Genomic DNA, 22,189 nt, shown 5'->3' with positions numbered 1-22,189 from the left:
TTCAGACTCGCGGGTTGATGGCAGCCACGAAATCGGCGATGGCGGCCAGCGTGGCCGGCTTCGCCTCCAGGTGTGGCGCGTGCTTCGCGCCGGGTATCAGCCGCGTCTCGACCGGCGCGGCCACATGGGTGCGCATGCAGGTCAGTTGCGCCTCCGACCCGTACGGATCGTCGGCGCCTTGCAGGCCAAGTACCGGCACCCGGATCCCCCTCAGCTCTTCGGTCAGATCGAAGGCACGAAATCCCGGGTCCAGCCAGGCGCCGTGCCAGCCTTGGAACGCCACGTCGACATGGGTGTGGTATCGGCCGAGCCGGGCGCGCAGGTCGGTGGTGTCATAGTCGCGGCCGATCTGCTCGATGGAGCGGATGTTCAGATCCTCGACGAAGAAATGCGCGGCGATGGTGACAAGGCCGAGCAGACGCGGCTCCGCCGGCGCGCGGCCGGCATAGGCGGCGGCGATCGAGCCGCCATCGGAATGGCCGATCAGCACCAGGCGCTTGATGTCGGCGGCGCGCAGCACGCGCGGCAGCGTCTCGGCGGCCTCACGCTGCATGTAATCCAGCGGCCGGGGCAGGGGCACCGGGTCGGAGCGGCCGTAACCGAAACGGGAATAGGCGAAGACCGGACAACCGGTCAGGTCGTGCAGGCGGGCTGGCACGTCGCGCCATAGCTCGACGCATCCCAGCCCCTCGTGCAGCAGCACCAGCGCAGGCGCAGCGGAAGAACGATCGCCCCACCAGGCCATCTCCAGCGTGCCGTCCGGGAGCGTGATGACGCCGGGCGTCATTCCGCGTCTCGCAGCCGGAAGCGCTGGATCTTGCCGGTGGCAGTCTTCGGCAAGTTTTCCGTCATCTCGATCCAGCGCGGATATTTCCACACGCCGACCCGCGCCTTCACGTGTTCCTGCAATTCCGGCACAAGATCCGATGGATCGCGCGCGGCGCCTTCCGGTGTCAGGACGACGAACGCCTTCGGCTTCACAAGCCCGGCCTCATCGCGCTTGCCGATCACCGCAGCTTCCAGCACGGCGGCGTGGGAGATCAGCGCTTCCTCGACCTCGAACGGCGAGACCCAGATGCCGCTGACCTTCAGCATTTCGTCGCGGCGGCCGTTGAAGCGGAAATAGCCGTGCTCGTCGCGCGTATAGGTATCGCCGGTATAGGTCCATTCCCCCTGGAATGTACGCCGGGACTTGGCGCGCTGATTCCAATAGCCCTCGGCGGCGCTGTCGCCGCGCACCACCAGTTCGCCCGGTTCGCCATGCGGCACCGGCCGGTCGTGCTCGTCGACGATCCGCGCCTCATAGCCCGGCACCGGCTTGCCGGACGTGCCATAACAGATGTCATCGGGCGCGTTGCTGATGAAGATGTGCAGCATCTCCGTCGAGCCTATGCCATCGAGGATGTCGACGCCGACGATGGATTTCCAGCGCCGGCCGATATCCGCGGGCAGTGCCTCCCCGGCCGAGATGCAGCGGCGCAGGCGTTGTGATCCGGCACCGGGCATCAGCATCGGGTTGGCGAGCATTGCCGCGTAGAGCGTCGGGACGCCGGCGAACAGCGTCGGCTGGTGCCGGGCCATCATGGCGATGACCGCGTCCGGCGTTGGCCGGTCGGGCAGCAGCACCGTCGCCGCGCCGACCGATTGCGGGAACGTCAGGCTGTTTCCCAGTCCGTACGCATGGAACGCCTTCGCAACAGAAAACATCACGTCGTCCGGTCGGATTCCCAATACCCGGGCACCGTAGGTCTCGGCGGTGACGCGCAGGCTGCCGTGGACGTGGCGCACACCCTTCGGCGCGCCGGTCGAACCCGAGGAATACAGCCAGAAGGCAACTTCATCCGCCGATGCCGGCGTGGTGGCGCAGGCCGCGTCGGCGCCGACCAGGAAGGACTGCAGATCGATCGCGCCGGGCAGGGCAGGCGCGCCGGCCGATCCGTCCGGCTGCGCAATCACCAGCAGCCGGTCGGAACCCGCCGCCGCCAACACCGCTGTCAGCGACGCGGCCACCGGCGCGGACGCGATGACCGCCGCCGCTCGGCTGTCGTCCAGGATGTAGCCAACCGTCTCCGCCGTCAGCAGCGTATTGATCGGCACCGGAACGACACCGGCCCGGATCGCGCCCCAGAACGCGACCGGAAAATCGATCGTATCCTGCAGCAGCAGCACCACCCGCCTTTCCTGCCCGATCCCCGCGCGGCGCAAGGCCGCGGCGAAGCAGCGGGTCCCGGCTTGCAGGGCGGCGTAGGTCAGGTCTCGCCACGGGTCACGGAACGCCAGGCGGTCCCCGCCGCCTGCCTGGACATGGCGGTCGACGAACCAGCCGACGGCGTTGCCGCTGTCCATGACCGGTTATTCGAGCGAGAATTTCGGCAGCGTCACGTCATCCGTGACGGCATCGAAGACCACCTTCACTGGCTGGCCCATGCGCAGATTATCCGTCTTGTCGACCAGGTTGCTGACCAGCACAGGCCCTTCCGCCAGCTTCACCAGGCAGACGCGATAGGGCAGGTCAGTCTTGTAGCCGTCCCAGTAGGCGCGGTGCATATCCACCCAGGATTCCAGCGTGCCCTTGCCGGAGGATTCCACCCATACCTGCCCGTCGGCCAGGCATTTCGGGCAGACCGGGCCGGGCGGGAAACGGATATCGCCGCAGGCCGGACATTTCTGCAGCATCAGCCTGCCCTGTCTGGCGCCTTCCCAGAACGGGCCGTTCAGCGTGTCCAGCTTGGGCAGCGGCTTGTTGTAGCTCATGACCGGCCTCCCTCAGCCGCGCGTATAGATGATGGACCGGGTGCACGGCGTGGACTGCACGTATTGCACCACCTCGCAGTCCGGTACCTGCCGCGCGCCGCATTCGCCGCGCAACTGGCGGACCGCCTCCACGTTCAGCGCCCAGCCCTGCATGTAGGAGTTGGACAGGTGCCCGCCATCGGTGTTCACCGGCAGCTTGCCGCCGAGCTTGAGGGCGCCGTCCTGGACGAAGGCGCCCGACTCGCCGCGGCCGCAGAAGCCCAGGCCCTCCAGGCTGAACAACACGGTGGGGGAGAAATTGTCGTAGCACATCAGCGCATCGATATCCTGGTGGGAAACGCCGGCCATGGCGCGAGCCTGTTTCCCGGACGTATCGATCGCTGGGTACCAGAAATCCATGTCGAAATTGGCGATAGAGGATGGCGCGAATGTATCCATGCCGCCAAAACCCGAGATCAGCACAGGCGGTTTCTTGAAATCCCTCGCCCGCTCGGCCGATGTCAGGATCAGGCAGACCGCGCCATCGTTGATCAGGCAGTAATCCAGCAGCCGCAGCGGCGCGGTGATGAAACGGGCATTCTCATGGTCGTCGATGCTGATCGGCGTGCGCATGACGGCGTCCGGGTTCAGCGATGCATGATGGCGGATCGCCACCGAAACCTCGGCGAGCTGGCGGGTGGTGGTCCCGTACATCTCCATGTGTCGGCGGAAAGCCATGGCGTGCGCCGCGCCGGGAGAGGTGAACCCCCACGGGTCCCAGGTGCCGGGGCTTTCGTCGCCGCCGTAGTTCACCCGGCGGGACCGGCCGATATTGGCGTAGAGCAGCACGGCAGTGGTGCACAGGCCGGAGGCGACGGCGGAGGCTGCCTCGATGATGCCCATGCCGGACATCCGGCCATGCGCCGGCAGCGTGATCGTCCACCCGGGGTTCAGCCCCAGGACCTCACCCATCCGAGCGTAATAGGGGATGCGGGAGACCAGGAGGCCGTCGATCCGGTTCTTGTCGATACCGCAATCGGCCACCGCGTTCTTGAAGGCCTGGGCGGCCAGGCCATACTCGTCGAACTGCGGGAAGTTGCCGTATTTCGTGTTGCCGACCCCGATGACGGCGACCTTGTTCTTCAGTTCGTGCATGTCATACATGCGCTTCCTCCGATTCAGCGTGCGGCGATTCAGTGTGCCGGCGATTCAGTGTACCGGACCATGATGCAGTCGAACTCCATGGCGACATGGTGCCTGTCCTCGGCGCAGACCGGTGTCGTTCGGCACCATGTCATCCAGCCGCCGGACCGGCGCGGTGACAGTCCTGACCACCCTGTTCATGTCGCTGAAGCCGGCATCGCCACCACTGGCCGGCTTGCGGAATGAATTGAACACCGACGCCGCCATGACGTTGATCTCCGCTTCGCCGGTCTCGGCGCCCAGCGCGCAGGCGTGGACGGTCCAGGCGCCGGCACTCCTTGTCAGAACCCGACCCGGTCACCGCCCTTCAGCTTCAGGATCTCCCGCGCCTCGGCCGGGGTGGCGATCTCCAGGCTCAGATCCTCCAGGATGCGGCGGATCTTCGCCACCTGCTCGGCGTTGGACTTCGCCAGCTGGCCCTTGCCGATATACAGGCTGTCCTCCAGCCCCACGCGAACATTGCCGCCATTGATGCCGGCCATCGTGGTGAATGCCATCTGGTGACGGCCGGCGGCCAGCACGGACCACACATACTGGTCACCGAACAGCCTGTCGGCCGTTTCCTTGGCGAACAGAAGGTTGCGCGGCTCCGCGCCGATGCCGCCCAGGATGCCGAAGATGGACTGCACGAACAGCGGGCCTTCCACCACCTTGCGGTCCAGCATGTAGGCCAGGTTGTACAAGTGGCCGATATCGTAGCATTCGAACTCGAAGCGGGTGCCGTGGCCCTTGCCCAGCCGCTCCACGATGCCCTCGATGTCCTTGAACGTGTTGCGGAAGATGAAGTTGTCGGTGTTGTCGAGGTAGGGCTTTTCCCAGGGGAACTTCCACTCCTTGATCCGGTCGCCGGCGCGGGAGATGTTGAAGTTCATGCTGCCCATGTTCAGGCTGCACATCTCCGGCTTTGCCAGCAATGGCGCCTCCAGCCGCTCATCCAGTGTCATGGTCAGGCCGCCGCCGGTGGTGATGTTGATCACCGCGTCGGTGTTCTGCTTGATCCGCGGCAGGAACTGCATGAACACCGCCGGGTCCGGCGTCGGCGATCCGTCCACCGGGTTGCGCGCGTGCAGATGGATGATGGCGGCGCCGGCCTCCGCGGCCTCGATCGAGGATTTCGCGATCTCCTCCGGCGTGATCGGCAGATAAGGCGACATGCTGGGGGTGTGGATGGCCCCCGTGACGGCGCAGCTGATGATGACCTTGGCCATGGACGTCTTCCTCTCAAATCCGATCGGCCCGCGTATTTAGCCGCAGGCGATGGGCGAGGGCCAGGGGTTAAGGTCCGCGCCCCGCGCCAAGGAGGAACAGCCCTGGGAACGGCCCCGGTCGCACGAGCGGCTGTTGGGGGAGACCGGAAGGGCCGGGGCATGACCCCGGCCCGGCCACCGGATCAGGCCACCGGCGACAGCACGTGGATGACGCGATTCGCGATCAGGTCCTTCGTCTTCGCGCCATAGGCTTTCATGTGCGGAGAGGCGGCGTGGTCGGCAAGATGCTTCAGGCTCTCCCATTTCTCCAGCACCAGGAACGTGTCCTCCCCGTACTTGGTCTGGAATGGGCCGACGCCCTCGGCGTCGACCACCGGACCGTACTCGATGCAGCCGGCCTCGGCATGGACCGCCGGCATGTTGGCCTTGAAGGCCGCCAGAATCTCGGCCCGCTTGCCGGGCTTGGCGGTGATGACCGCAACAACGTGGATCATGATGTCTCTGCTCCTTGGACTCAACGGGTCACGCCTTGGCGTGCCGTCGCCATGATGCGTCATCAAGGCGCCGACGCGAAGCCCCACGCCCGTCACCCAGAACGCGATTGACGCGGTGCAACGTGGCCCGTCATGGTCGCCGCATGGCCGACAATCATCAGCACGACCATGACCATTCACATGCGCATGATCTCCCCCACACGCATGCGCATGATCACGATCCCGCCGGCGGGCACGGCCATCACCATGATCACAGCCATGGTCCAGGCGGCCATCACCATGTGCCGGCGGATTTCGGCCGTGCCTTCGCCATCGGTGTGGCGCTGAACAGCGCCTATATTGTTGCGGAAGTGTTCTACGGCTTTGCCGCGCAGTCCATGGCGCTGCTGGCGGATGCCGGGCATAATCTGGGGGACGTGATCAGCCTGCTGGCGGCGTGGCTGGCGGCCTCGCTCAGCAAGCGCCAACCCAGCGGCCAATACACGTATGGACTGCGCCGCTCCTCCATCCTGGCGGCGTTGGCGAATGCGCTGATCCTGCTGCTCGTCACCGGCGGCATCGCATGGGAGGCGGTACGCCGCCTGTTCGCGCCCGAGGCATCGGCCGGCTTGACCATTGTCATCGTCTCGCTGACCGGCGTCGCGGTCAACGGCATCACCGCCTGGATGTTCATGGCCGGGCGCAAGAGCGACCTGAACATCCGTGGCGCCTTCATGCACATGGCCGCCGACGCGTCGCTGTCGCTGGGCGTGGCGATCGCGGGCGGCCTGATCATGCTGACCGGCTGGCTATGGGTCGATCCCGTGGTCAGCCTGGCGATCAGCGTGGTGATCGTTGTCGGCACCTGGTCGTTGCTGCGGGACTCGGTGAGCCTCGCACTGGACGGTGTGCCGCGCGGTGTCGACCCGGCGGCGGTGGGCGGCTATCTGCGCGGCCTGCCGGGCGTGACGGAAGTGCATGACCTGCACATCTGGGCCATGAGTACGACCGAGACGGCGATGACCGCCCATCTGGTGCGCGCCGATGTCGCTGGCGACGTCGCGCTGCTGCAGCGGATCAACTGCGAGGTGCGGGACCGTTTCGGAATCGGGCATGTCACCGTCCAGCTGGAGACGGATGAGACCGCTGTGCTGTGTGATCTGCGGCCGGATCACGTGGTGTGATATCCCGGCGGTGCGGCGTGTGACCCGTCATGCGCCCCCGTCGTCATGGCGAAAGGGGGTGGCGGAACGGCCGGTGTCAACGCAAGTCCGGGCATGACTCTCCTCCGCCTGGTTGCCGCGGATGGTCGCCGCCGCGGTCAGGACCATGCGGGGAGACACCGTGTCGGGCGGCACCACGCGGGCAGACACCTTGCCGGCAGACACCTTGCCGGGAGACAATGAAAAACCCGGCCACCGCCTGCGCGGCAGCCGGGCTTCGCTTCCGGAACAGGCGTTTTTTCAGCCCACGTCTTCGGCCAGCTTGTTCAGGTAATAGGCCGGGTCGCCCCACAGCCGTTCGATCACCAGGCAACGGCGGAAGTAGTGGCCGACCGCGTATTCCTCGGTCATGCCGATACCGCCGTGCATCTGCACCGCGCTCTGTGAGACGTAGCGCCCGGCCTGGCCGATGCCTACCTTGGCCATGGCAATGTCGCGGGTGCGTTCCGCCTCGTCCTCATTCTCCAGCGCGATGGTCGCGAGCATCGCCATGCTGCGGCCCTGCTCCTGGGTCATGAACATGTCGGCCATGCGATGCTGCACGACCTGGTAGGAGCCGATCGGGTTGCCGAACTGGACGCGGGTCTTGCTGTATTCCAGCGTCATTTCGTTCATCGCCTCCATCGCGCCGACCGTTTCGGCGGCGGTGGCGGCGATGCCGGCCTCGACGACCTTCTTGATGATCGGGAAGCCCTTGCCGACCTCCCCCAGCACCGCGTCCGCCGGCACCGACACGTTCGACAGCGCGATGTCGGCCGCCCGCGAGTCGTCGCGGCTCTGGTAGCCGCGACGGGCCAGCCCGGTGGCCTTGGCATCGACGATGAACAGGGTGATCCCATCCTCATCATGCCGGTCGCCACTGGTACGGGCGCTGACGATGATCTTGTCGGCCGCCTCGCCATGTGAGACGACCGTCTTCGATCCGTCCAGCACCCAGCCCGACGCGTTCTTCTTCGCGGTCGTCACGACATCGTTCAGATCGTAGCGGGCCTGGCGCTCGCCATGGGCGAACGCCATCTTCAGGCTGCCTTCGGCGATCGCCGTCAGCAATTCCTGCTTCTGCGCCGCCGTCCCCGCCGCGTTGATCGCGGTGCCGCACAGCACCACGGTCGGCAGATAGGGCTCCAGCACCAGCACGCGGCCAAAGGCCTGCATCACCAGCATGACCTCTTGCGGTCCGCCGCCGAAACCGCCGTACTCCTCGGCGAACGGCAGGCCCAGAAGTCCAAGCTCGGCGAACTTCGACCACATGTCGGGCGAGTAGCCCCCGGGCAGGGCCATATAACCCTTCCGCTGGGCGAAGCTGTAGGTGTCGCCCAGCATGCGCGTAACGCTTTCGACCAGCAGGCGCTGGTCTTCCGATGGTTCGAAGTCCATTACAGCCCCAACACGGCTTTCGTGAGAATATTCTTCTGGATCTCATTGGTGCCGCCGTAGATCGAGGCGGCCCGCAGCATCAGATAGCTCGCGGTGGCGGCGCTGCTGGCTTCCAGCATGTCGTCCGGCTCATTCATCGCGGCGAGTTCCTGCGCCCAGATCGGCGTCGACATCGGGCCGGCGACATCCATCGCCAGCTCACTGGTGCCCTGCAGCAGTTCCGTGCCCTTCACCTTCAGCACCGAGGACAGCGGGTCCGGCTTGCCGGCGCCCTTCGCCTTGTCATAGGCGGACACGACGCGGAACTGCGTGATCTCCAGCGCCTTGATATCGACCTGAAGCTGCGCGACGCGCTGGCGGAACGTCTGGTCCTCGATCAGCGGACGGCCATGCATGTTGACCTGATGCGCCATCGCCACGGCGGACCGGACCCGTTCCTTCGACTTGCCCAGGCGGGCGATGCCGGTGCGTTCGTTGCCCAGCAGGAACTTCGCCACGTCCCAGCCCTTGTTCTCCTGATGGACGCGCATGTTCAGCGGCACCTTCACGTCGTCGAAGAAGACCTCGTTCAGGTGGTGGCTGTTGTCGATCGAAATGATCGGCCGCACGGTGATGCCGGGCGTCTTCATGTCGACCAGCAGGAAGGAGATGCCCTCCTGCCGCTTGCGGGCATTCGGATCGGTGCGCACCAGCAGGAAGCACCAGTCGGCGTTGTGCGCGGTGGAGGTCCAGATCTTCGAGCCGTTGACGACGTAATGATCGCCTTCCAGCTTCGCCGCCGTCTTCAACGAGGCAAGGTCCGATCCGGCGCCGGGTTCCGAGAAGCCCTGGCAGAACCAGTCATCCAGGTTGGCGAGCCGCGGCAGGAAGCGCTTCTTCTGCTCCTCCGTCCCGAACTGGATCAATACCGGCCCCAGCATGGTGATGTTGAACGAAAGCAGCTCGGGCGCCGGGGCGCTGAGATTCTCCTCCAGGAAGATCATGCGCTGGATCGCGGTCCAGCCGGGGCCGCCCCATTCCTTCGGCCAGGAATAGGCCGCCCAGCCCTTCTGGTTGAGGATGCGCTGCCAGCGCACCGTATCTTCCTTGCGGGGCGGATGGCCCAGCTTCATGTGGTCGCGGATGTCCGCGGGCAGGTTTTCCTGAATGAAGGCACGCACTTCCTGGCGGAATGCGAGTTCTTCCGGGGTAAATCGAAGATCCATCGGATCGGCTCCTCCTACTGATTGGTATGTTAATCGCCGCTGTTTGGCCGCGCAATCCGGACAATGCGGGCCGGACAATGCGGGTGGCCGCGCCGCGGCCACCGCGCGCGTTCAGCCGCCCGGCTTCATTTCGAAACGATCCTTGCCGGCGGGCGGTTTTGGCAAATCGCAAACAAGCCGCCGGCGCCGGCGTCAGCCGGCCGAACCGTTGCCGTTCACAACGATGCGGGCTACTGACGGCATCGTCTCATTGATTCAAGGCTCCTGTCCCGTCATGCGTCGGCTGGCCCGGCCATCGTTCCTGTTTGGCGGTCTGATCGCCATCCTGCTGCAGGTGTTTGCACCGGGCTGGGCGGCGGTGGCGATGGCGCGCCAGGCGGTCACGGTGGACGGCATCGCGATCTGCAGCGTCGATCACGCGCCGCGGGACGATTCCGCTCCGGCGAAGACGAAGCACCTCGTCTGCCCGATCTGCCACATCGCCGCGGTCGGCCAGCACGCGCTGTTGCCGGAGCAGTCCATTCCGATCCCATCGTCGCTCAGCGTCCCGCTGCGGCACCCGCATGCCGAGATCGCGGCGCCACGCGGGCCGCCGGCCCTGACATCCCGGGCTCGCGGGCCGCCATCGCTTTCCTGAACCAAGCCTCCGCCTGATCGGGCCGCCGAGCCATGCGTCCGCGCATGGGCGTCTCCCGATTCGTCGATACGCGAAGCCTGCCGGCCCGTGATCGCGGGCTTGGCCTCAGGAAAGCCGTGCCATGAAAAGTCCTGCCCTGGCAGGCGTCAGCGCCGTTGCGCTCGCCGCCGTTCTTGCCGCGCCGGGTATCCGAGCGCAAACCACGGCGGTCTCGGAAGAGGCCGTCACCTCGTCACCCGGCGATACCGTCCTGCCGCCGGTCTCGGTCACGGCCCGTCCGGACGGATCGCTGACCGTTCCCAGCGTGGAACAGCAGCGCGATACGCTGATGCAGACCGTCGGTTCCGTCGGGTTCATCGACAGCGAGGCCTATAAGGACCGCGCCGCCTTCAACCTGCGCGACACGCTGGCGGATACGCCCGGCGTCTATGTGCAGAACCGCTATGGCCAGGAATTGCGCCTGTCGATCCGCGGGTCCGGTATCGCGCGGGGCTATCACCTGCGCGGGATCGAAGTGTTGATGGACGGCATCCCCGTCAACATGGCCGATGGCAGCGGCGACTTCTATCAGATCGACCCGCTGGCGGCGCGCGCCGTCGAAATCTATCGCGGCGGCAACGGGCTGTTTTACGGGTCCTCCACCCTGGGCGGGGCGGTCAACTTCGTTTCGCCCACCGCCTTCACTGCCGTTACCCCGAACAGCGTCACCGCCCTTGGCGGCAGCTTCGGCACCGCTCGGCTCAATGCCCAGCTCTCCCGCGTGCTGGGCGGCGCCGACTTCATGATCAATGCGACCGGCAGCACCAGCCAGGGGTATCGCGACCACATGAGCGGTCAGTACGGCCAATTCAACGTCAACCTCGGCTATCGTGTCACGCCGGATGTGGAGACGCGATTCTATGTCGGGTCCTACCTCGTTGCCCAGAAACTGCCGGGCGCGCTCAGCCTCTATGACGCGTTGCACGATCCCCGCAAGGCCAACCCCGCGGCGCTGTCGGGCAACCAGGCACGTGACGTGTCGGTCCAGCGGCTCGCCAACAAGACGACCGCGAAACTGGAGGTCGGGCAGGTCGATGTATCCACGTGGATCATCTACAAATCCCTGTTCCATCCTATCTTCCAGGTCATCGATCAGGACGGGTTCACCTTCGGCGTCGCGCCGCGCTACACGGCGTCATTGGACCTTGGTGGCTATCGCAACGATGTGCTGGCCGGCGCGCGCATCATCACCGGCAATAACCGGGCCCTGCAATTCCTCAATATCGGCGGCTCGCGTGGCGCGCAGACGCTGAATTCCCGGCAGAACGCCTACAACTATGAAGTCTTTGCCGAGAACCGGTTCTACTTCCTGCCGCAATGGGCGTTCATGCTGGGGGCAAAAGGCTTCATCGACCAGCGTGACTACATCAATGAGGGCGGGTATTCCGGCGGTCCGGGCTTCTTCTCCGACAAGAAGACCTATACCGGATTGAACCCGAAGGTGGGGCTGCTGTGGGAACCGGCGAAGAACATCCAGGCCTTCATTGACTTCACGGGCAGCCAGGATGTGCCGGATTTCGGCGACCTGACCCAGACGACGGCGGCGACGACCAGCTTCGTGCCGCTGGCGGCATCCCGGGCATGGACGCTGGAAATAGGAACCCGCGGCAGCCATGGCGTGTTCGACTGGGACGTCACGGCCTACCAGTCCTGGCTGAACGGGGAGTTGCTGCAATACACGACGAATGCCTCGATCCCGGCCTCGACCTTCAACGCAAACGCGACGATCCATCAGGGCATTGAATTCGGTGCCCGCGTCCGCGTCCTGAAAGACGTGATCGGCCGGGGTGTCGGCGACACGCTGACGATCGCGCAGGTCTGGAACCTCAGCAATTATCACTTCCAGAACGATCCCCAGTACGGCAACAACCGCATTGCCGGTACGCCGGTGAACGTGTTGCGGACAACGGTGTCCTATAACCATCCGTCCGGGTTCTACTTCACGCCGATCGTCGACTGGGTGCCGGACGGTGCCTTCGCCGACTACGCGAACACGCTGAAGACGCCGGGCTACGTGGTCGTCAGCCTTCAGACGGGCTGGGAATTCCGCAACGGCCTGGCGGTGTTCGTCGACGCGCGAAACATCAACAATGCACGCTATGTCAGCGACCTCAGCACCATCACGGATGCCAGGACGGTCAGCACGGCGGTTTTCTATCCCGGCGACGGCCCCGGCGTGTTCGCCGGCATGCGCGCCCGCTTCTGACACGGAGATCCTGATCCATGCGAACCATCATCCGATCCGGGGTCATCATGACCCTGCTGGCCGGCGGCCTGTTCGGCCGCGTCCCAGCTGCGAGCGCGCATGTCGTGCTGGAACTGCAGCAGGCCACGGCCGGCACCTACTTCAAGGCAGTATTCGTCGTGCCGCATGGGTGCGACGAGGCCGCCACCACGGCCTTGGCGGTGGAGCTGCCGCCTGGGATCGTCATCGCCAGGCCGATGCCCAAGCCGGGCTGGACGCTCGATATCCAGAAAGAGGCCTTGACCCGGCCGTTGCTGAACGAGGGGCATGAGATCACCCGGCGGGTCAGCCAGGTCACGTGGCAGGGAGGCAAGCTGCCGGCGGACGAGTATGATACCTTCACCATGATGTTGCGGCTGCCGGAGACGCCTGGCCGGCTGTATTTCCCGGTGCGGCAGGTGTGTGAGCAAGGGGAGACCCGGTGGGATCAGGTGCCGCCTGCTGGCAAAAACAGCCGCGACGTGCGCTATCCCGCGCCGTCGCTGCTGCTGATACCGGCGGAGACGCCGCAATAGCCGACCGGCACGGGATCGTGGCGCGCAGGGATGCGCCCCCCGAGGTGCCTGCGTCCCGCCTGGTGCCCATCAGTGCGGCGGAACGCTCGCCGCCGCCGCGTGAGCGTGGCGGCGGTGCCGGCTCCCGGTTTCCGGCCGCGCTGCTTGGCTCCGCGCTATTCCATCTGCTGCTCGGCCTGCTGGCTGTCGCCGTGGCCGCCTACCTGCCGGCGACGCCGGTTCCCGAACCGGCCGAGGCCGGTATCGAGCTGGTGTTCGCTCCTGAAGCGGCCGTCGCGGAGCCGGCGGCATCCGCGGACGCGGCGGCGGCCGATGCAGGGCCGCCGCCCATGCCGCTTCAGGCCGATGCCGCGCAACCGCCGGACCCGGTGCAGGCCCTGATCCCGCATCCTCCGCCGCCCGCGCCGCCAGCAGCCGAACCGCCGCCGGCCGGACCACCGCTGGCCGAGCCCTCGCCACCGGCCGTGGAGCAGCGGCCGACGCCGCCGGAACCGGCATCCGAGCGGGTGCCGGCGCCAGCCGAGGAGGGGGCGCTGCCGCTTCCGCCGCCACCACCCGCGCGTGCTGCGCGGCCGGCACCGAAGCCACCGGCCGCGCAGCCCCGGCGGGCCGTTGCGGCCCCGGTGGCCGTCTCCTCCGCCGTTCCCCCGGCGATCCCCCCCGGCGCGGCGGCGCTCGCGTCGGATGCCGGGACGGCGCACCCGGCGGCGGCTGAAGGCCGGCAGCAAACGGTCCGGGCCAGTCCGGACTGGCAAGCTGCCTTGCTCGCCTGGCTGCATGGCCGCACGATCTATCCGGAGGAGGCGCGCCGCCAGGGGATTCAGGGCCGCGTCGTCGTTCGTTTCAGCATCGCGCGGGATGGCACGATCGGCGATGTGATGGTGGCGCGCGGCAGCGATGCACCGATCCTGAACCAGGCGGCGCTGGCAATCCTCCGCGGCGCCCGTGCGCCAGCCTTCACTAGCGACATGGCGGGCGAGCGGATCACCGTCACCGTGCCCATCACCTTCGCGCTGACCCGCTGAACGCGGCGACCAGCCACGGCACCTTGCCCTTGCCGCGCCGAACCGTTACCCAGCGCGCCGACACCGGGCCGCTCATCGCGGCCCGTTGCGTTGCGACGCCTTCGACCCGCGCCTGCGACCCCGTATCCGTGACTCCGTATGTGTGATCCCGTATCTGTGACAAGGACAGACCCATGGCCATCGAACGCACCTTCTCCATCATCAAGCCCGACGCCACGCGCCGCAACCTGACCGGCAAGATCAATGCCGTGCTGGAAGGCGCCGGCCTGCGCATCGTCGCCCAGCGCCGTATCTGGATGACCACGCAGCAGGCCGAGACTTTTTATGGCGTGCACAGGGAACGGCCGTTTTTTCGCGACCTGGTGACCTTCATGACGTCGGGCCCCGTCGTCGTGCAGGTGCTGGAGGGTGAAAACGCCGTCGCGCGCAACCGCGAGGTGATGGGCGCCACCAATCCGGCCAATGCCGCCGAGGGCACCATCCGAAAGCTGTTCGCCGAAAGCATCGAGGCGAATTCCGTTCACGGCTCGGACAGCCCCGAGAATGCGGCGACCGAGATTGCCTATTTCTTCGCCGGCACCGATATCGTCGGATGAAGGCCGGCGCGATGGACTGGGTGAGCCTGACCGGCCGCCTGCTCATGAGCGCCATCTTCATCCAGGCCGGCTTCCTCAAGGCCACCACGCCGGCGGCGACGATGGCCCTGCTGTCGAAATGGGGTATTCCGCTGGTCGGGGCAGCCTATGCCCTGACCGTCGTCGTGGAACTGGCCGGCGGCCTGGCGCTGCTGGCCGGTTACCGGACCCGGCTGGTGGCGCTGATCCTGGCCGCCTGGTGTGCGATCACGGCGCTGAAGGTGCACTACCATCCAGGCGACCAGCAGCAGATGATCCACTTCCTGAAAAATCTCTGCATGGCCGGCGGGCTGCTTCAGCTTGTCGCCAACGGGGCGGGCCGGCTTGCGGTCTCCCGGGGCTGACACCGGCCGCCGCCGCGTTCGCCTCCTCCCGAACCGGTTGGTCATGGCCGGGGCCATGGCGGGGCGGCCGGCATTGATGCTGCCTGGTGTGACACGCCGGCTGGTGTGACACGCCGATTGGTGTGACACGCCGATTGGTGTGACACGCTGGCCGGTTGCGGGCATGCTACATCCCTTGAAACCATACTCGGGGGGCCCCAGCCATGCGCCTGCCGTTACCAGGACGCGCGATTTCCTATGACCTGATCGGGCCAGGGGACGCCTCCGCCCAGGACGCACCGGTCGTCTGTTTTTGTCACTCACTGGCTTCCGACATGGGGATGTGGGCGGAACAGGTGCCCCCCTTGCTCGATGCCGGCTTCCGCGTGCTGCGGCTGGACATGCGCGGTCATGGCGGCAGTGATCCGGATGGTGATGCCTATACGATGGAGGGGTTGGGCGACGATGTCGCCACCGTGCTGGATGCCCTGGGCATCGCCCGCGTCCATTACATCGGCCTCTCCATTGGCGGCATGCTGGGGCAGGCATTCGCGCTGAACCACACGGGCCGACTGGCTTCGGCGATGTGGTGTGACACGATGCCCTGCAGCCCGCCCGGCGCGGCCGAGGTCTGGGGTCCGCGGATGCGGATGGTGCGCGAGTCGGGCGCGCTGACCGCGCTGGGCGGGCCGACGATGGAGCGCTGGTTCACCGACGCGTTCAAGCCACGCAATCCGCGCCGTTGGCAGCAAATTCATGACACTATCATTACAACACCGGCGGCGGGCTATCTGGGCTGTGCCCAGGCGATCATGCATTACGACTTCGTGCCGCGTCTGCCATCGCTGCGCCTGCCGGTACTGGTCGTCTGCGGCGACGGCGATGCCGGCACGCCGCCGGCCGAGAACAAGCGCATCGCCAGCCTGGTGCCTGGCGCCCGTTATGAGGAGATCGCCGATGCCCGCCACTTCCCGAATGTCGAACATCCCGACGTCTTCAACCGCATCATGCTCGGCTGGTTGAGCGCGCGTCGCTGACGCCTGCACGGCTGCTGCCGATGAACGGTGATGATCGCCTCCCGCCTGCGGCGGCCGTGCCCACCCCGGCCCTGATCGCCGGGCAGGCCCGGCGGCATCCGGCGGCAACCGCGGTGGTGGAGGACGGACAGTCCTTCAGCTATCAGACAGTCGCCGAGGACATTGCCCGGTGCGTCGTCGCCCTGGAAGGAATGGGCGTCAGAGCCGGCGGCCTGGTTGCCATCGAAACCCAGCCGCGGCGCTATCTCGTGCTGCTGCTGGCGCTTGCCTGTCACGCGCTGGGGGCTGCGATCACCCTGGTGCAGCGGCCGGATCTGGATACGGATGACCCGGTGCTGTCCGATTGCCAGGTGCTGCTGCTGGCCGCGCCGCACCCGGCTCGCCGGGCGAGTATCATACCGGCGGATTTTCTCGACGTTCTGGCCGGGGTCACCTTGCCGGCGGATGCCCTCGGTTTACTCGAACGACGGCATGATCCGGATGCGGTCGCGCTGATCTCCCGCACCTCCGGCACCACCGGCCGCCGCAAGGCAGTGCCCGTCACTGCGCGGATTCTCGCGCGCATTGCCACCAACCTGGTAGCACGACTGCCGCCTGACGTTCTGGCACACGTACGGTTCCTCTGTATCTACAACTTTGGCATGCGCGCCGCCTATACGCGCGTCCTCGGCACGCTGCGCTGCGGCGGCATCGCCGTGCTGGCCAAGGAGGAGCATGCCGCGCAACTTTTAAGCACCGGCCTGGTCAATTTTGCTCTTCTGCTGGTTGGCGATGCGGCACGCGTCGCGCGGGTGGCGACGGCTCCGGCCCTGTCACCGGTGATCGAAATGATCGGCGCCCGCGCCGACGCCCGCCTTCGCGGTCTCGTCCGCGGCCGGCTCGGCGCGCGGATCAGCACGCCCTATGCATCCAACGAGACCAACAGCATTTCCGACGTTGGCGATGATGATGTCGGGACATTGTTCCCCGGTGTCAGCGTGACGATCGTGGACGATGCCGGGCGTCCCGTGCCGGCGGGGCAAACCGGGCGCATCCGGATCAAGACCGACACCATGGCGGAGGGCTATCATAACGATCCGGAACAGACCCGGGCCGCGTTCATCGGCGGATGGTACCAAAGCAACGATATCGGGTTCATGCCCGGGCCCGGCAGGCTCGTCGTGCTGGGCCGGGCAGACGACATGTTGAATATCGGCGGCATCAAGATACCGCCGCAGCCGCTGGAGGATGAGATCAGGCTGCTGGACGGTCTCACCGACGCGGCCATCCTGAGCCTGCGCGATGAGACGGGCCAGGACATGCTGCTCGCCGCTGTCGAATACCCGCCCGGTGTGCTGCCGGAGACGACGGCGCGACACGTCACCGCGATCCTGCGCCGCCATGTGCCGCGTCACGATCTGCTGGTGCTGCCTTCGTTTCCGCGCACCGGAACGGGCAAGGTCCGCCGCCAGGACATTCAGGCCGTGGCGCGCCGCTGCTTGACGCCGAAGCCGGACGCGTGACCGATATCGCGGCGCGGACGAAGGGCACGAACCCAGGGTCGCGCGTGAACAGGTCAGGCCGGCACGGCCCTCAACGCCAGCGGCGCGACCAGGGTCTTCGCCGGATAGCGGCACCATTCCGCCGCAACGCAATGCCAGCATTCCGGCTGGCGGGCCTTGCAGACATAGCGCCCGTGCAGGATCAGCCAGTGATGCGCGTCCCGCAGGAGCTCCTTCGGGATGCGCTTGACCAATCCGTCCTCGACCTCGCGCGGGGTTCTTCCCGGGGCCAGTCCGGTGCGGTTGCCCAGGCGGAAGATATGCGTGTCCACCGCCATGGTCGGTTCGCCGAACGCGACGTTCAGCACAACATTTGCGGTCTTGCGGCCGACGCCCGGGAGCGATTCCAGTGCCTCGCGATCATGCGGCACCTGGCCGCCGTATTTCTCCACCAGCGCCTCGCATAGAGCGATGACATTGCGCGCCTTGGTCTGCCACAGGCCGATGCTGCGGATGTGCCTGGCGACACCGTCCACCCCCAGCCGGATCATGGCCTGCGGGGTGGGCGCGTCCGCGAACAGGGTCTTGCCCGCCTTGTTCACCGATACGTCGGTCGCCTGCGCCGACAGTACCACCGCCACCAGCAGGGTGAACGGATTCTGGTATTCCAGCTCCGTGCGCGGATGGGGGTTTGCCGCCGCCAGCGCCTCAAGGAAGCCACGCACCTGCGCCCGCGTCATCAGCGGCGCTGTAGGCGACGCCTTGAGGGCCGGCTTGGCGCCGATGGCGGCCTGGTCCTTCATGCCGGCAGCCGAGCGTTCGCCTCGGTCAGGAGTCGGGCGAAACGATCGGCCCAGGCGGCCTGCCCGGCGGCCGTTTCGATCAGGTCCTGGCGGATCTCGATCTCCACATGCGGCAGGCCGCGGCCGGAGCCGTGCGTGGGGATGGAATAGTCGCTGTTCTCGGTGATCGCGTACGGCGCGTTCTCCCCGACCACGAGGTCGCCTTCCTGCCGCAGCAGGTCCAGCATGATCTCCGCCAGCTGGGTCTTCTGGTAGAACAGCACGCCGACATGCATCGCGCGGCTTTCGCCCTTGAACCGCGGCGTGAAGCTGTGCATCGCCACCAGCACGGTGCGCCGGCTGGCCCGAGCGTCCAGCAGCGTCCGGATACGGTCGTGATAGGGGGTGAAGATCGCGTCCACGCGAGCCTGGCGCTGCGCTGATGTCAGGCCGACATTGCCGGGGATGGGGGTGTGCTCGCTGACAGCCGGCATCGCGCTGGCCCAGGATGGATCGCGGTTGCAGTCGATCACCAGCCGCGAATAGGCCTGCAGCACCGCCGTCGCGTCCAGCAGGGCCGACAGCCGCTCCGTAACGCCGGCGATGCCAATGTCCCAGCCGATGTGCCGGGCACGCTCCGGCGCCGGCACCCCCAGATCGCCCAGCAGTCTCGGGATCGCCTGCCCGGCATGGTCCGCGGTCAGAAACAGATCGGAGGCGCCATCTGGGCGCAGCACGCGCACGGGCGTGGGATCATCAGCGGTCAGCAGCATCGCGGATCCTGTTGCGAGGTCTCCACAATGCGCTAACCTTCCGGCAAGGACAAGGAAGCCGGACGGACCATGCACGGCCGGGCAGGGAAGTGGAAGTACCGCTACCCCGCGCTGTCCGGCCCATCCGCCATTCGGCACCCGAGGCACTGCGCCGGAAGGCGGGCGCCTGAAAATCGTCGATATCCGCACGCATGTGCTGGAGGCGAAGCTGGCCCAGCCTTTCACGTATTCACACCTTTCACGTATTCACACGTGTGGCACGTCAGGCGGATGGCCATGATCGTGGAGCTACTGTTGGATGACGGGTCCGATCGGCTGCGAGGATCATGCGCTAATGAAACGGATCGCATCACGCGTCCGTCAGTGCAACAATGGTCACGCGGTGCCGGGACCCTGGCGTTGATCAGCCGTTATGGTCGGGCTGACTTCGCAACAAGAGGATTTGTCTATGCGTCTGCCGCTTACGATCGCCTTGCTGGGTTGCCCGCTGCTCGGGCTGTCGGCCTGCCACCAGCCGGGACCGGCTGAACAGGCCGGACAGAGTATCGACAAGGCCGGCCAGTCGATTGCCGATACGCTGAACCCGCCGCAAGGCCCCGCCCAGGCGGCCGGCCGGAAGATCGACAGGGCATTGGAGAACTAGCGCCGGAACTTGAACGCGCTTTTCTGACGCGGCGGCCCGGGGTTCCCGGTCCGGGCGACCGCCGTCCGGCGCAAACCAGCATAACGGCCGGCCCCGACGCACACCCGTCATGCGCCGGGTCCGGCCGCCCGTCGTCGAGGAGAGTGGCCGCCGCCCAGGCGGCACGGCAGCGGTGACTTGCGGGCCGAACGGTGGCAAAACCCGGTTTTCGAAGCCGAACCATCCGGCTGATCGCGGGAGGATCCATGAACGCGCCGCTGACCGAACTGAAGACGCAGGTCGCCTCCGACGTTCGTCACACGCATATCCTGAATCAGCTCGAACGCAAGCTCCTGTGGTTGTCCGCGTGGATGATCCACAACGCCAATCATATCCGCCCGAACCTGGACGGGCTGAAGGTCGGTGGCCACCAGGCGTCCTGCGCCTCCTGCATCTCCATCCTCGCGGCCCTGTATTTTGAGATCGCTCGGCCGCAGGACCGCATTGCCGTCAAGCCGCATGCGGGACCGGTGTTCCACGCGATCAACTACCTGTTCGGGCGGCAGACGCGGGAAAAGATGGAAGGGCTGCGCCAGTTCGGTGGGATCCAGCCCTACCCGTCGCGCGTCAAGGACGGGCCGGAAGTTGATTTCTCGACCGGCTCCGTCGGCCTGGGTGTGGCGATGACCAGCTTTTCCGCGCTGATGGCGGATTATACGCGCTTGCATGACATGGGCCGCGTGGACCTGCCGCCAGGCCGGCACATCGCCATCGCCGGCGATGCGGAACTGGACGAAGGCAACATTTACGAAGCTCTGCTGGAGGGCTGGAAGCACGATGTCCGCAACGTCTGGTGGGTGGTGGACTACAACCGCCAGAGCCTGGATTCGGTGGTGCCCGACCGGCTGTTCGGCCGCATCGAAGGCCTGTTCCGCGACATGGGCTGGAACTGCATCACCATCAAATACGGCCGCAAGCTGCAGGCCGCGTTCGCGCGCGAAGGCGGCGACAAGCTGCGGGCCTGGATCGATGACTGCCCCAACAGCCTGTATTCGGCGCTGACCTTCCAGGGTGGCGCGGCCTGGCGGCAGGCGCTGTTGGCCGATCTCGGCCGCTCCAAGGCGCGCGCCATCGTCGATGAGTTGGATGACGCCGAGCTTGCGGCCCTGATGACGAACTTGGGAGGCCACGATATCGAGACGTTGATCGAAACGTTCCGCACGGCGGCGGCCGAGGGCGATCAGCCCACCTGCTTCATCGCCTACACGATCAAGGGCATGGGTCTGCCCTTCGCCGGCCACAAGGACAACCATGCCGGGCTGATGACGAAGGAGCAGATGGAGCAGTTCCGGCACGGCATGAACATCCGCCCAGACCACGAATGGGACATGTTCGAGGGGCTGGACGTACCCGAGGACGAGCTGCGCATCTTCCTGCGCGACTGCCCGTTCGGCACGAAGCTGACGCCGGAAGGGCGGGCGCTGACCGCGCCGGTGGTGTCGGTGCCGGCCGCGCTGCCGACGCCGAAGCTCGCCGGGCGCAAGATGTCCACGCAGGGCGGCTTCGGCGACATCCTGGCCGAGATCGGGCGCGGGCAGGGGGAGTTGAAGGACCTCGCCGCCCACATCATGACGACATCCCCGGATGTGACCGTGTCGACCAACCTGGGTCCGTGGGTCAATCGGCGTGGGATCTTCGACCGGCATACCCGCAACGACGTGTTCCGCGACGCCAAGCTGGCATCGGCCCAGCGCTGGGGCATGTCGCCCAAGGGCCAGCATATCGAGCTGGGCATCGCGGAGCAGAACCTGTTCCTGCTGCTGGGCGCGGCCGGCCTGGCCCCGGCGATGACCGGCGCGCGGGTGCTGCCGGTGGGCACGGTCTATGACCCGTTCGTCAATCGCGGTCTGGATGCGCTGATCTACGCCTGTTACCAGGACGCGCGCTTCCTGCTGGTGTCCACGCCCTCGGGCCTGACGCTGGCGCCCGAAGGCGGGCAGCACCAGTCGGTCAACACGCCGCTGATCGGCATGGCCGCTGATCGCCTGGCGAGCTTTGAACCCGCCTATGTCGATGAGCTGGCAATCCTGTTGCGGCACGCCTTCGACTTCATGCAGCGGCCGGACGGGTCGGCCGTCTGGTTGCGCCTGTCGACACGCGGCCTGGAACAGAAGGTGCGAACCCTGGACGCCGATGCCGTCATCGCCGGCGCCCACTGGGTCGTCCCGCCGGCCGAGGGTGCTCCGATAGCCCTCGGCTACCAGGGACCGATCGCTCCGGAGGCCGAGGCGGCATTCGAGGAACTGCGTGCCGAGGAACCGGGGGCCGGACTGCTGGCCATCACGTCCCCCGACCGCCTGCATGCCGGCTGGCTGGCGGCGCAGCGGGCCCGGCGGGCGGGTGACCGCGCGGCGCGGGCGCACATCGAGACCGTGCTGGCGCCGCTGGCCCCGGGGGCCGCGCTGGTCACCGTGCTGGACGGCCACCCGGCGACGCATGCCTGGATGGGCGGGGTGCGCGGGCATCGGGTCATGCCGCTGGGTCCCGACCGGTTCGGGCAGAGCGGCAACATCCCCGACCTGTACCGGGCCTACGGTCTGGACACGGACGCAATCCTGGACGCCTGTGCGCAGGCGTTGCTGACGGTGTAGGA

At 66.8% G+C, this 22,189-nt stretch carries 22 protein-coding genes; 11 read left to right on the top strand and 11 right to left on the bottom strand.

The genetic code is table 11. The features are described 5' to 3' along the window. Nucleotide 1 precedes the first annotated feature (1 nt). From VHC04_RS04895 to VHC04_RS04865, 7 genes are all read right to left on the bottom strand, one after another. Nucleotides 2–787 (bottom strand): alpha/beta fold hydrolase, encoded by a 786-nt coding sequence (locus VHC04_RS04895; protein ID WP_325678593.1) that lies wholly within the window; start codon nucleotides 785–787, stop codon nucleotides 2–4. Beyond that, entirely contained in the window at nucleotides 784–2,346 is a 1,563-nt protein-coding gene (locus tag VHC04_RS04890; protein WP_325678591.1) for a benzoate-CoA ligase family protein, read from the bottom strand. Before VHC04_RS04890 ends, VHC04_RS04895 begins: the two co-directional genes overlap by 4 nt. Before the next feature lie 6 nt (nucleotides 2,347–2,352). Beyond that, complete coding sequence (locus tag VHC04_RS04885; RefSeq protein ID WP_325678588.1) at nucleotides 2,353–2,754, bottom strand: Zn-ribbon domain-containing OB-fold protein; 402 nt, start codon at nucleotides 2,752–2,754, stop codon at nucleotides 2,353–2,355. Nucleotides 2,755–2,766: 12 nt separating this feature from the next. Next, nucleotides 2,767–3,897 (bottom strand): thiolase family protein, encoded by a 1,131-nt coding sequence (locus VHC04_RS04880; RefSeq protein WP_325678586.1) that lies wholly within the window; start codon nucleotides 3,895–3,897, stop codon nucleotides 2,767–2,769. Between the two features lie 45 nt (nucleotides 3,898–3,942). After that, a complete protein-coding gene (locus tag VHC04_RS04875; RefSeq protein WP_325678584.1) occupies nucleotides 3,943–4,143 on the bottom strand; it encodes a hypothetical protein in 201 nt (66 codons plus the stop codon). Between the two features lie 74 nt (nucleotides 4,144–4,217). Continuing rightward, on the bottom strand, nucleotides 4,218–5,144 hold the full coding sequence (locus VHC04_RS04870; RefSeq protein ID WP_325678582.1) for a 3-keto-5-aminohexanoate cleavage protein: 927 nt from the start codon (nucleotides 5,142–5,144) through the stop codon (nucleotides 4,218–4,220). Nucleotides 5,145–5,326: 182 nt separating this feature from the next. Continuing rightward, a complete protein-coding gene (locus VHC04_RS04865) occupies nucleotides 5,327–5,638 on the bottom strand; it encodes a putative quinol monooxygenase (protein WP_325678580.1) in 312 nt (103 codons plus the stop codon). A gap of 281 nt (nucleotides 5,639–5,919) precedes the next feature. Here VHC04_RS04865 and VHC04_RS04860 point away from each other — a divergent pair, with 281 nt between their 5' ends. Further along, nucleotides 5,920–6,801 carry a cation diffusion facilitator family transporter gene (locus VHC04_RS04860; protein WP_325678578.1) on the top strand — a complete coding sequence of 294 codons (882 nt, stop codon included), beginning with the start codon at nucleotides 5,920–5,922 and terminating at the stop codon, nucleotides 6,799–6,801. A gap of 279 nt (nucleotides 6,802–7,080) precedes the next feature. Here VHC04_RS04860 and VHC04_RS04855 read toward each other — a convergent pair whose 3' ends face one another. Both VHC04_RS04855 and VHC04_RS04850 read right to left on the bottom strand, forming a co-directional pair. Then, nucleotides 7,081–8,217, bottom strand: coding sequence for an acyl-CoA dehydrogenase family protein (locus VHC04_RS04855; RefSeq protein WP_325678576.1), 1,137 nt, complete (start codon nucleotides 8,215–8,217; stop codon nucleotides 7,081–7,083). Further along, nucleotides 8,217–9,422, bottom strand: coding sequence for an acyl-CoA dehydrogenase family protein (locus tag VHC04_RS04850; protein ID WP_325678573.1), 1,206 nt, complete (start codon nucleotides 9,420–9,422; stop codon nucleotides 8,217–8,219). The genes VHC04_RS04855 and VHC04_RS04850 overlap by 1 nt, the downstream gene beginning before the upstream one ends. Nucleotides 9,423–9,696: 274 nt before the next feature. Here VHC04_RS04850 and VHC04_RS04845 point away from each other — a divergent pair, with 274 nt between their 5' ends. The 8 genes from VHC04_RS04845 (at nucleotide 9,697) to VHC04_RS04810 (ending at nucleotide 17,380) form a co-directional block, all read left to right on the top strand. Then, complete coding sequence (locus VHC04_RS04845; protein ID WP_325678571.1) at nucleotides 9,697–10,059, top strand: DUF2946 family protein; 363 nt, start codon at nucleotides 9,697–9,699, stop codon at nucleotides 10,057–10,059. A gap of 121 nt (nucleotides 10,060–10,180) precedes the next feature. Continuing rightward, entirely contained in the window at nucleotides 10,181–12,304 is a 2,124-nt protein-coding gene (locus tag VHC04_RS04840; protein ID WP_325678570.1) for a TonB-dependent receptor family protein, read from the top strand. Between the two features lie 17 nt (nucleotides 12,305–12,321). Further along, nucleotides 12,322–12,858: a YcnI family protein gene (locus tag VHC04_RS04835; RefSeq protein ID WP_325678568.1), complete on the top strand. Its 537-nt coding sequence runs from the start codon at nucleotides 12,322–12,324 to the stop codon at nucleotides 12,856–12,858. 44 nt (nucleotides 12,859–12,902) lie between these two features. Beyond that, on the top strand, nucleotides 12,903–13,883 hold the full coding sequence (locus VHC04_RS04830) for an energy transducer TonB (protein ID WP_325678566.1): 981 nt from the start codon (nucleotides 12,903–12,905) through the stop codon (nucleotides 13,881–13,883). A gap of 173 nt (nucleotides 13,884–14,056) precedes the next feature. Continuing rightward, nucleotides 14,057–14,479 (top strand): nucleoside-diphosphate kinase, encoded by a 423-nt coding sequence (gene ndk / locus VHC04_RS04825; RefSeq protein WP_325678564.1) that lies wholly within the window; start codon nucleotides 14,057–14,059, stop codon nucleotides 14,477–14,479. Between the two features lie 11 nt (nucleotides 14,480–14,490). Then, nucleotides 14,491–14,862 carry a DoxX family protein gene (locus tag VHC04_RS04820; protein WP_325678562.1) on the top strand — a complete coding sequence of 124 codons (372 nt, stop codon included), beginning with the start codon at nucleotides 14,491–14,493 and terminating at the stop codon, nucleotides 14,860–14,862. Nucleotides 14,863–15,065: 203 nt separating this feature from the next. Continuing rightward, nucleotides 15,066–15,878 carry an alpha/beta fold hydrolase gene (locus VHC04_RS04815; protein ID WP_325678560.1) on the top strand — a complete coding sequence of 271 codons (813 nt, stop codon included), beginning with the start codon at nucleotides 15,066–15,068 and terminating at the stop codon, nucleotides 15,876–15,878. Nucleotides 15,879–15,934: 56 nt separating this feature from the next. Continuing rightward, nucleotides 15,935–17,380, top strand: coding sequence for a class I adenylate-forming enzyme family protein (locus VHC04_RS04810; RefSeq protein WP_325678558.1), 1,446 nt, complete (start codon nucleotides 15,935–15,937; stop codon nucleotides 17,378–17,380). Between the two features lie 53 nt (nucleotides 17,381–17,433). Here VHC04_RS04810 and nth read toward each other — a convergent pair whose 3' ends face one another. Together nth and VHC04_RS04800 are read right to left on the bottom strand one after the other, a co-directional pair. Next, entirely contained in the window at nucleotides 17,434–18,099 is a 666-nt protein-coding gene (gene nth / locus VHC04_RS04805; RefSeq protein ID WP_325679050.1) for an endonuclease III, read from the bottom strand. A 59-nt stretch (nucleotides 18,100–18,158) separates the two neighbouring features. Further along, nucleotides 18,159–18,914, bottom strand: a complete 756-nt coding sequence (locus tag VHC04_RS04800) for an N-formylglutamate amidohydrolase (protein WP_325678555.1) — start codon at nucleotides 18,912–18,914, stop codon at nucleotides 18,159–18,161. 448 nt (nucleotides 18,915–19,362) lie between these two features. On the opposite strand from VHC04_RS04800, the gene VHC04_RS04795 reads away from it, so the two are divergent. Both VHC04_RS04795 and VHC04_RS04790 read left to right on the top strand, forming a co-directional pair. Continuing rightward, nucleotides 19,363–19,557, top strand: a complete 195-nt coding sequence (locus VHC04_RS04795) for a hypothetical protein (protein WP_325678553.1) — start codon at nucleotides 19,363–19,365, stop codon at nucleotides 19,555–19,557. Between the two features lie 245 nt (nucleotides 19,558–19,802). Further along, entirely contained in the window at nucleotides 19,803–22,187 is a 2,385-nt protein-coding gene (locus VHC04_RS04790; RefSeq protein ID WP_325678551.1) for a 1-deoxy-D-xylulose-5-phosphate synthase N-terminal domain-containing protein, read from the top strand. The last annotated feature ends 2 nt before the right edge of the window (nucleotides 22,188–22,189 follow it).

Origin of the sequence: Rhodopila sp., assembly GCF_035548095.1 — a bacterium.
Lineage (GTDB): Bacteria > Pseudomonadota > Alphaproteobacteria > Acetobacterales > Acetobacteraceae > Rhodopila.
Note: the sequence above shows the minus strand (reverse complement) of the source record. Positions and strands in the feature narration are given on the sequence as shown.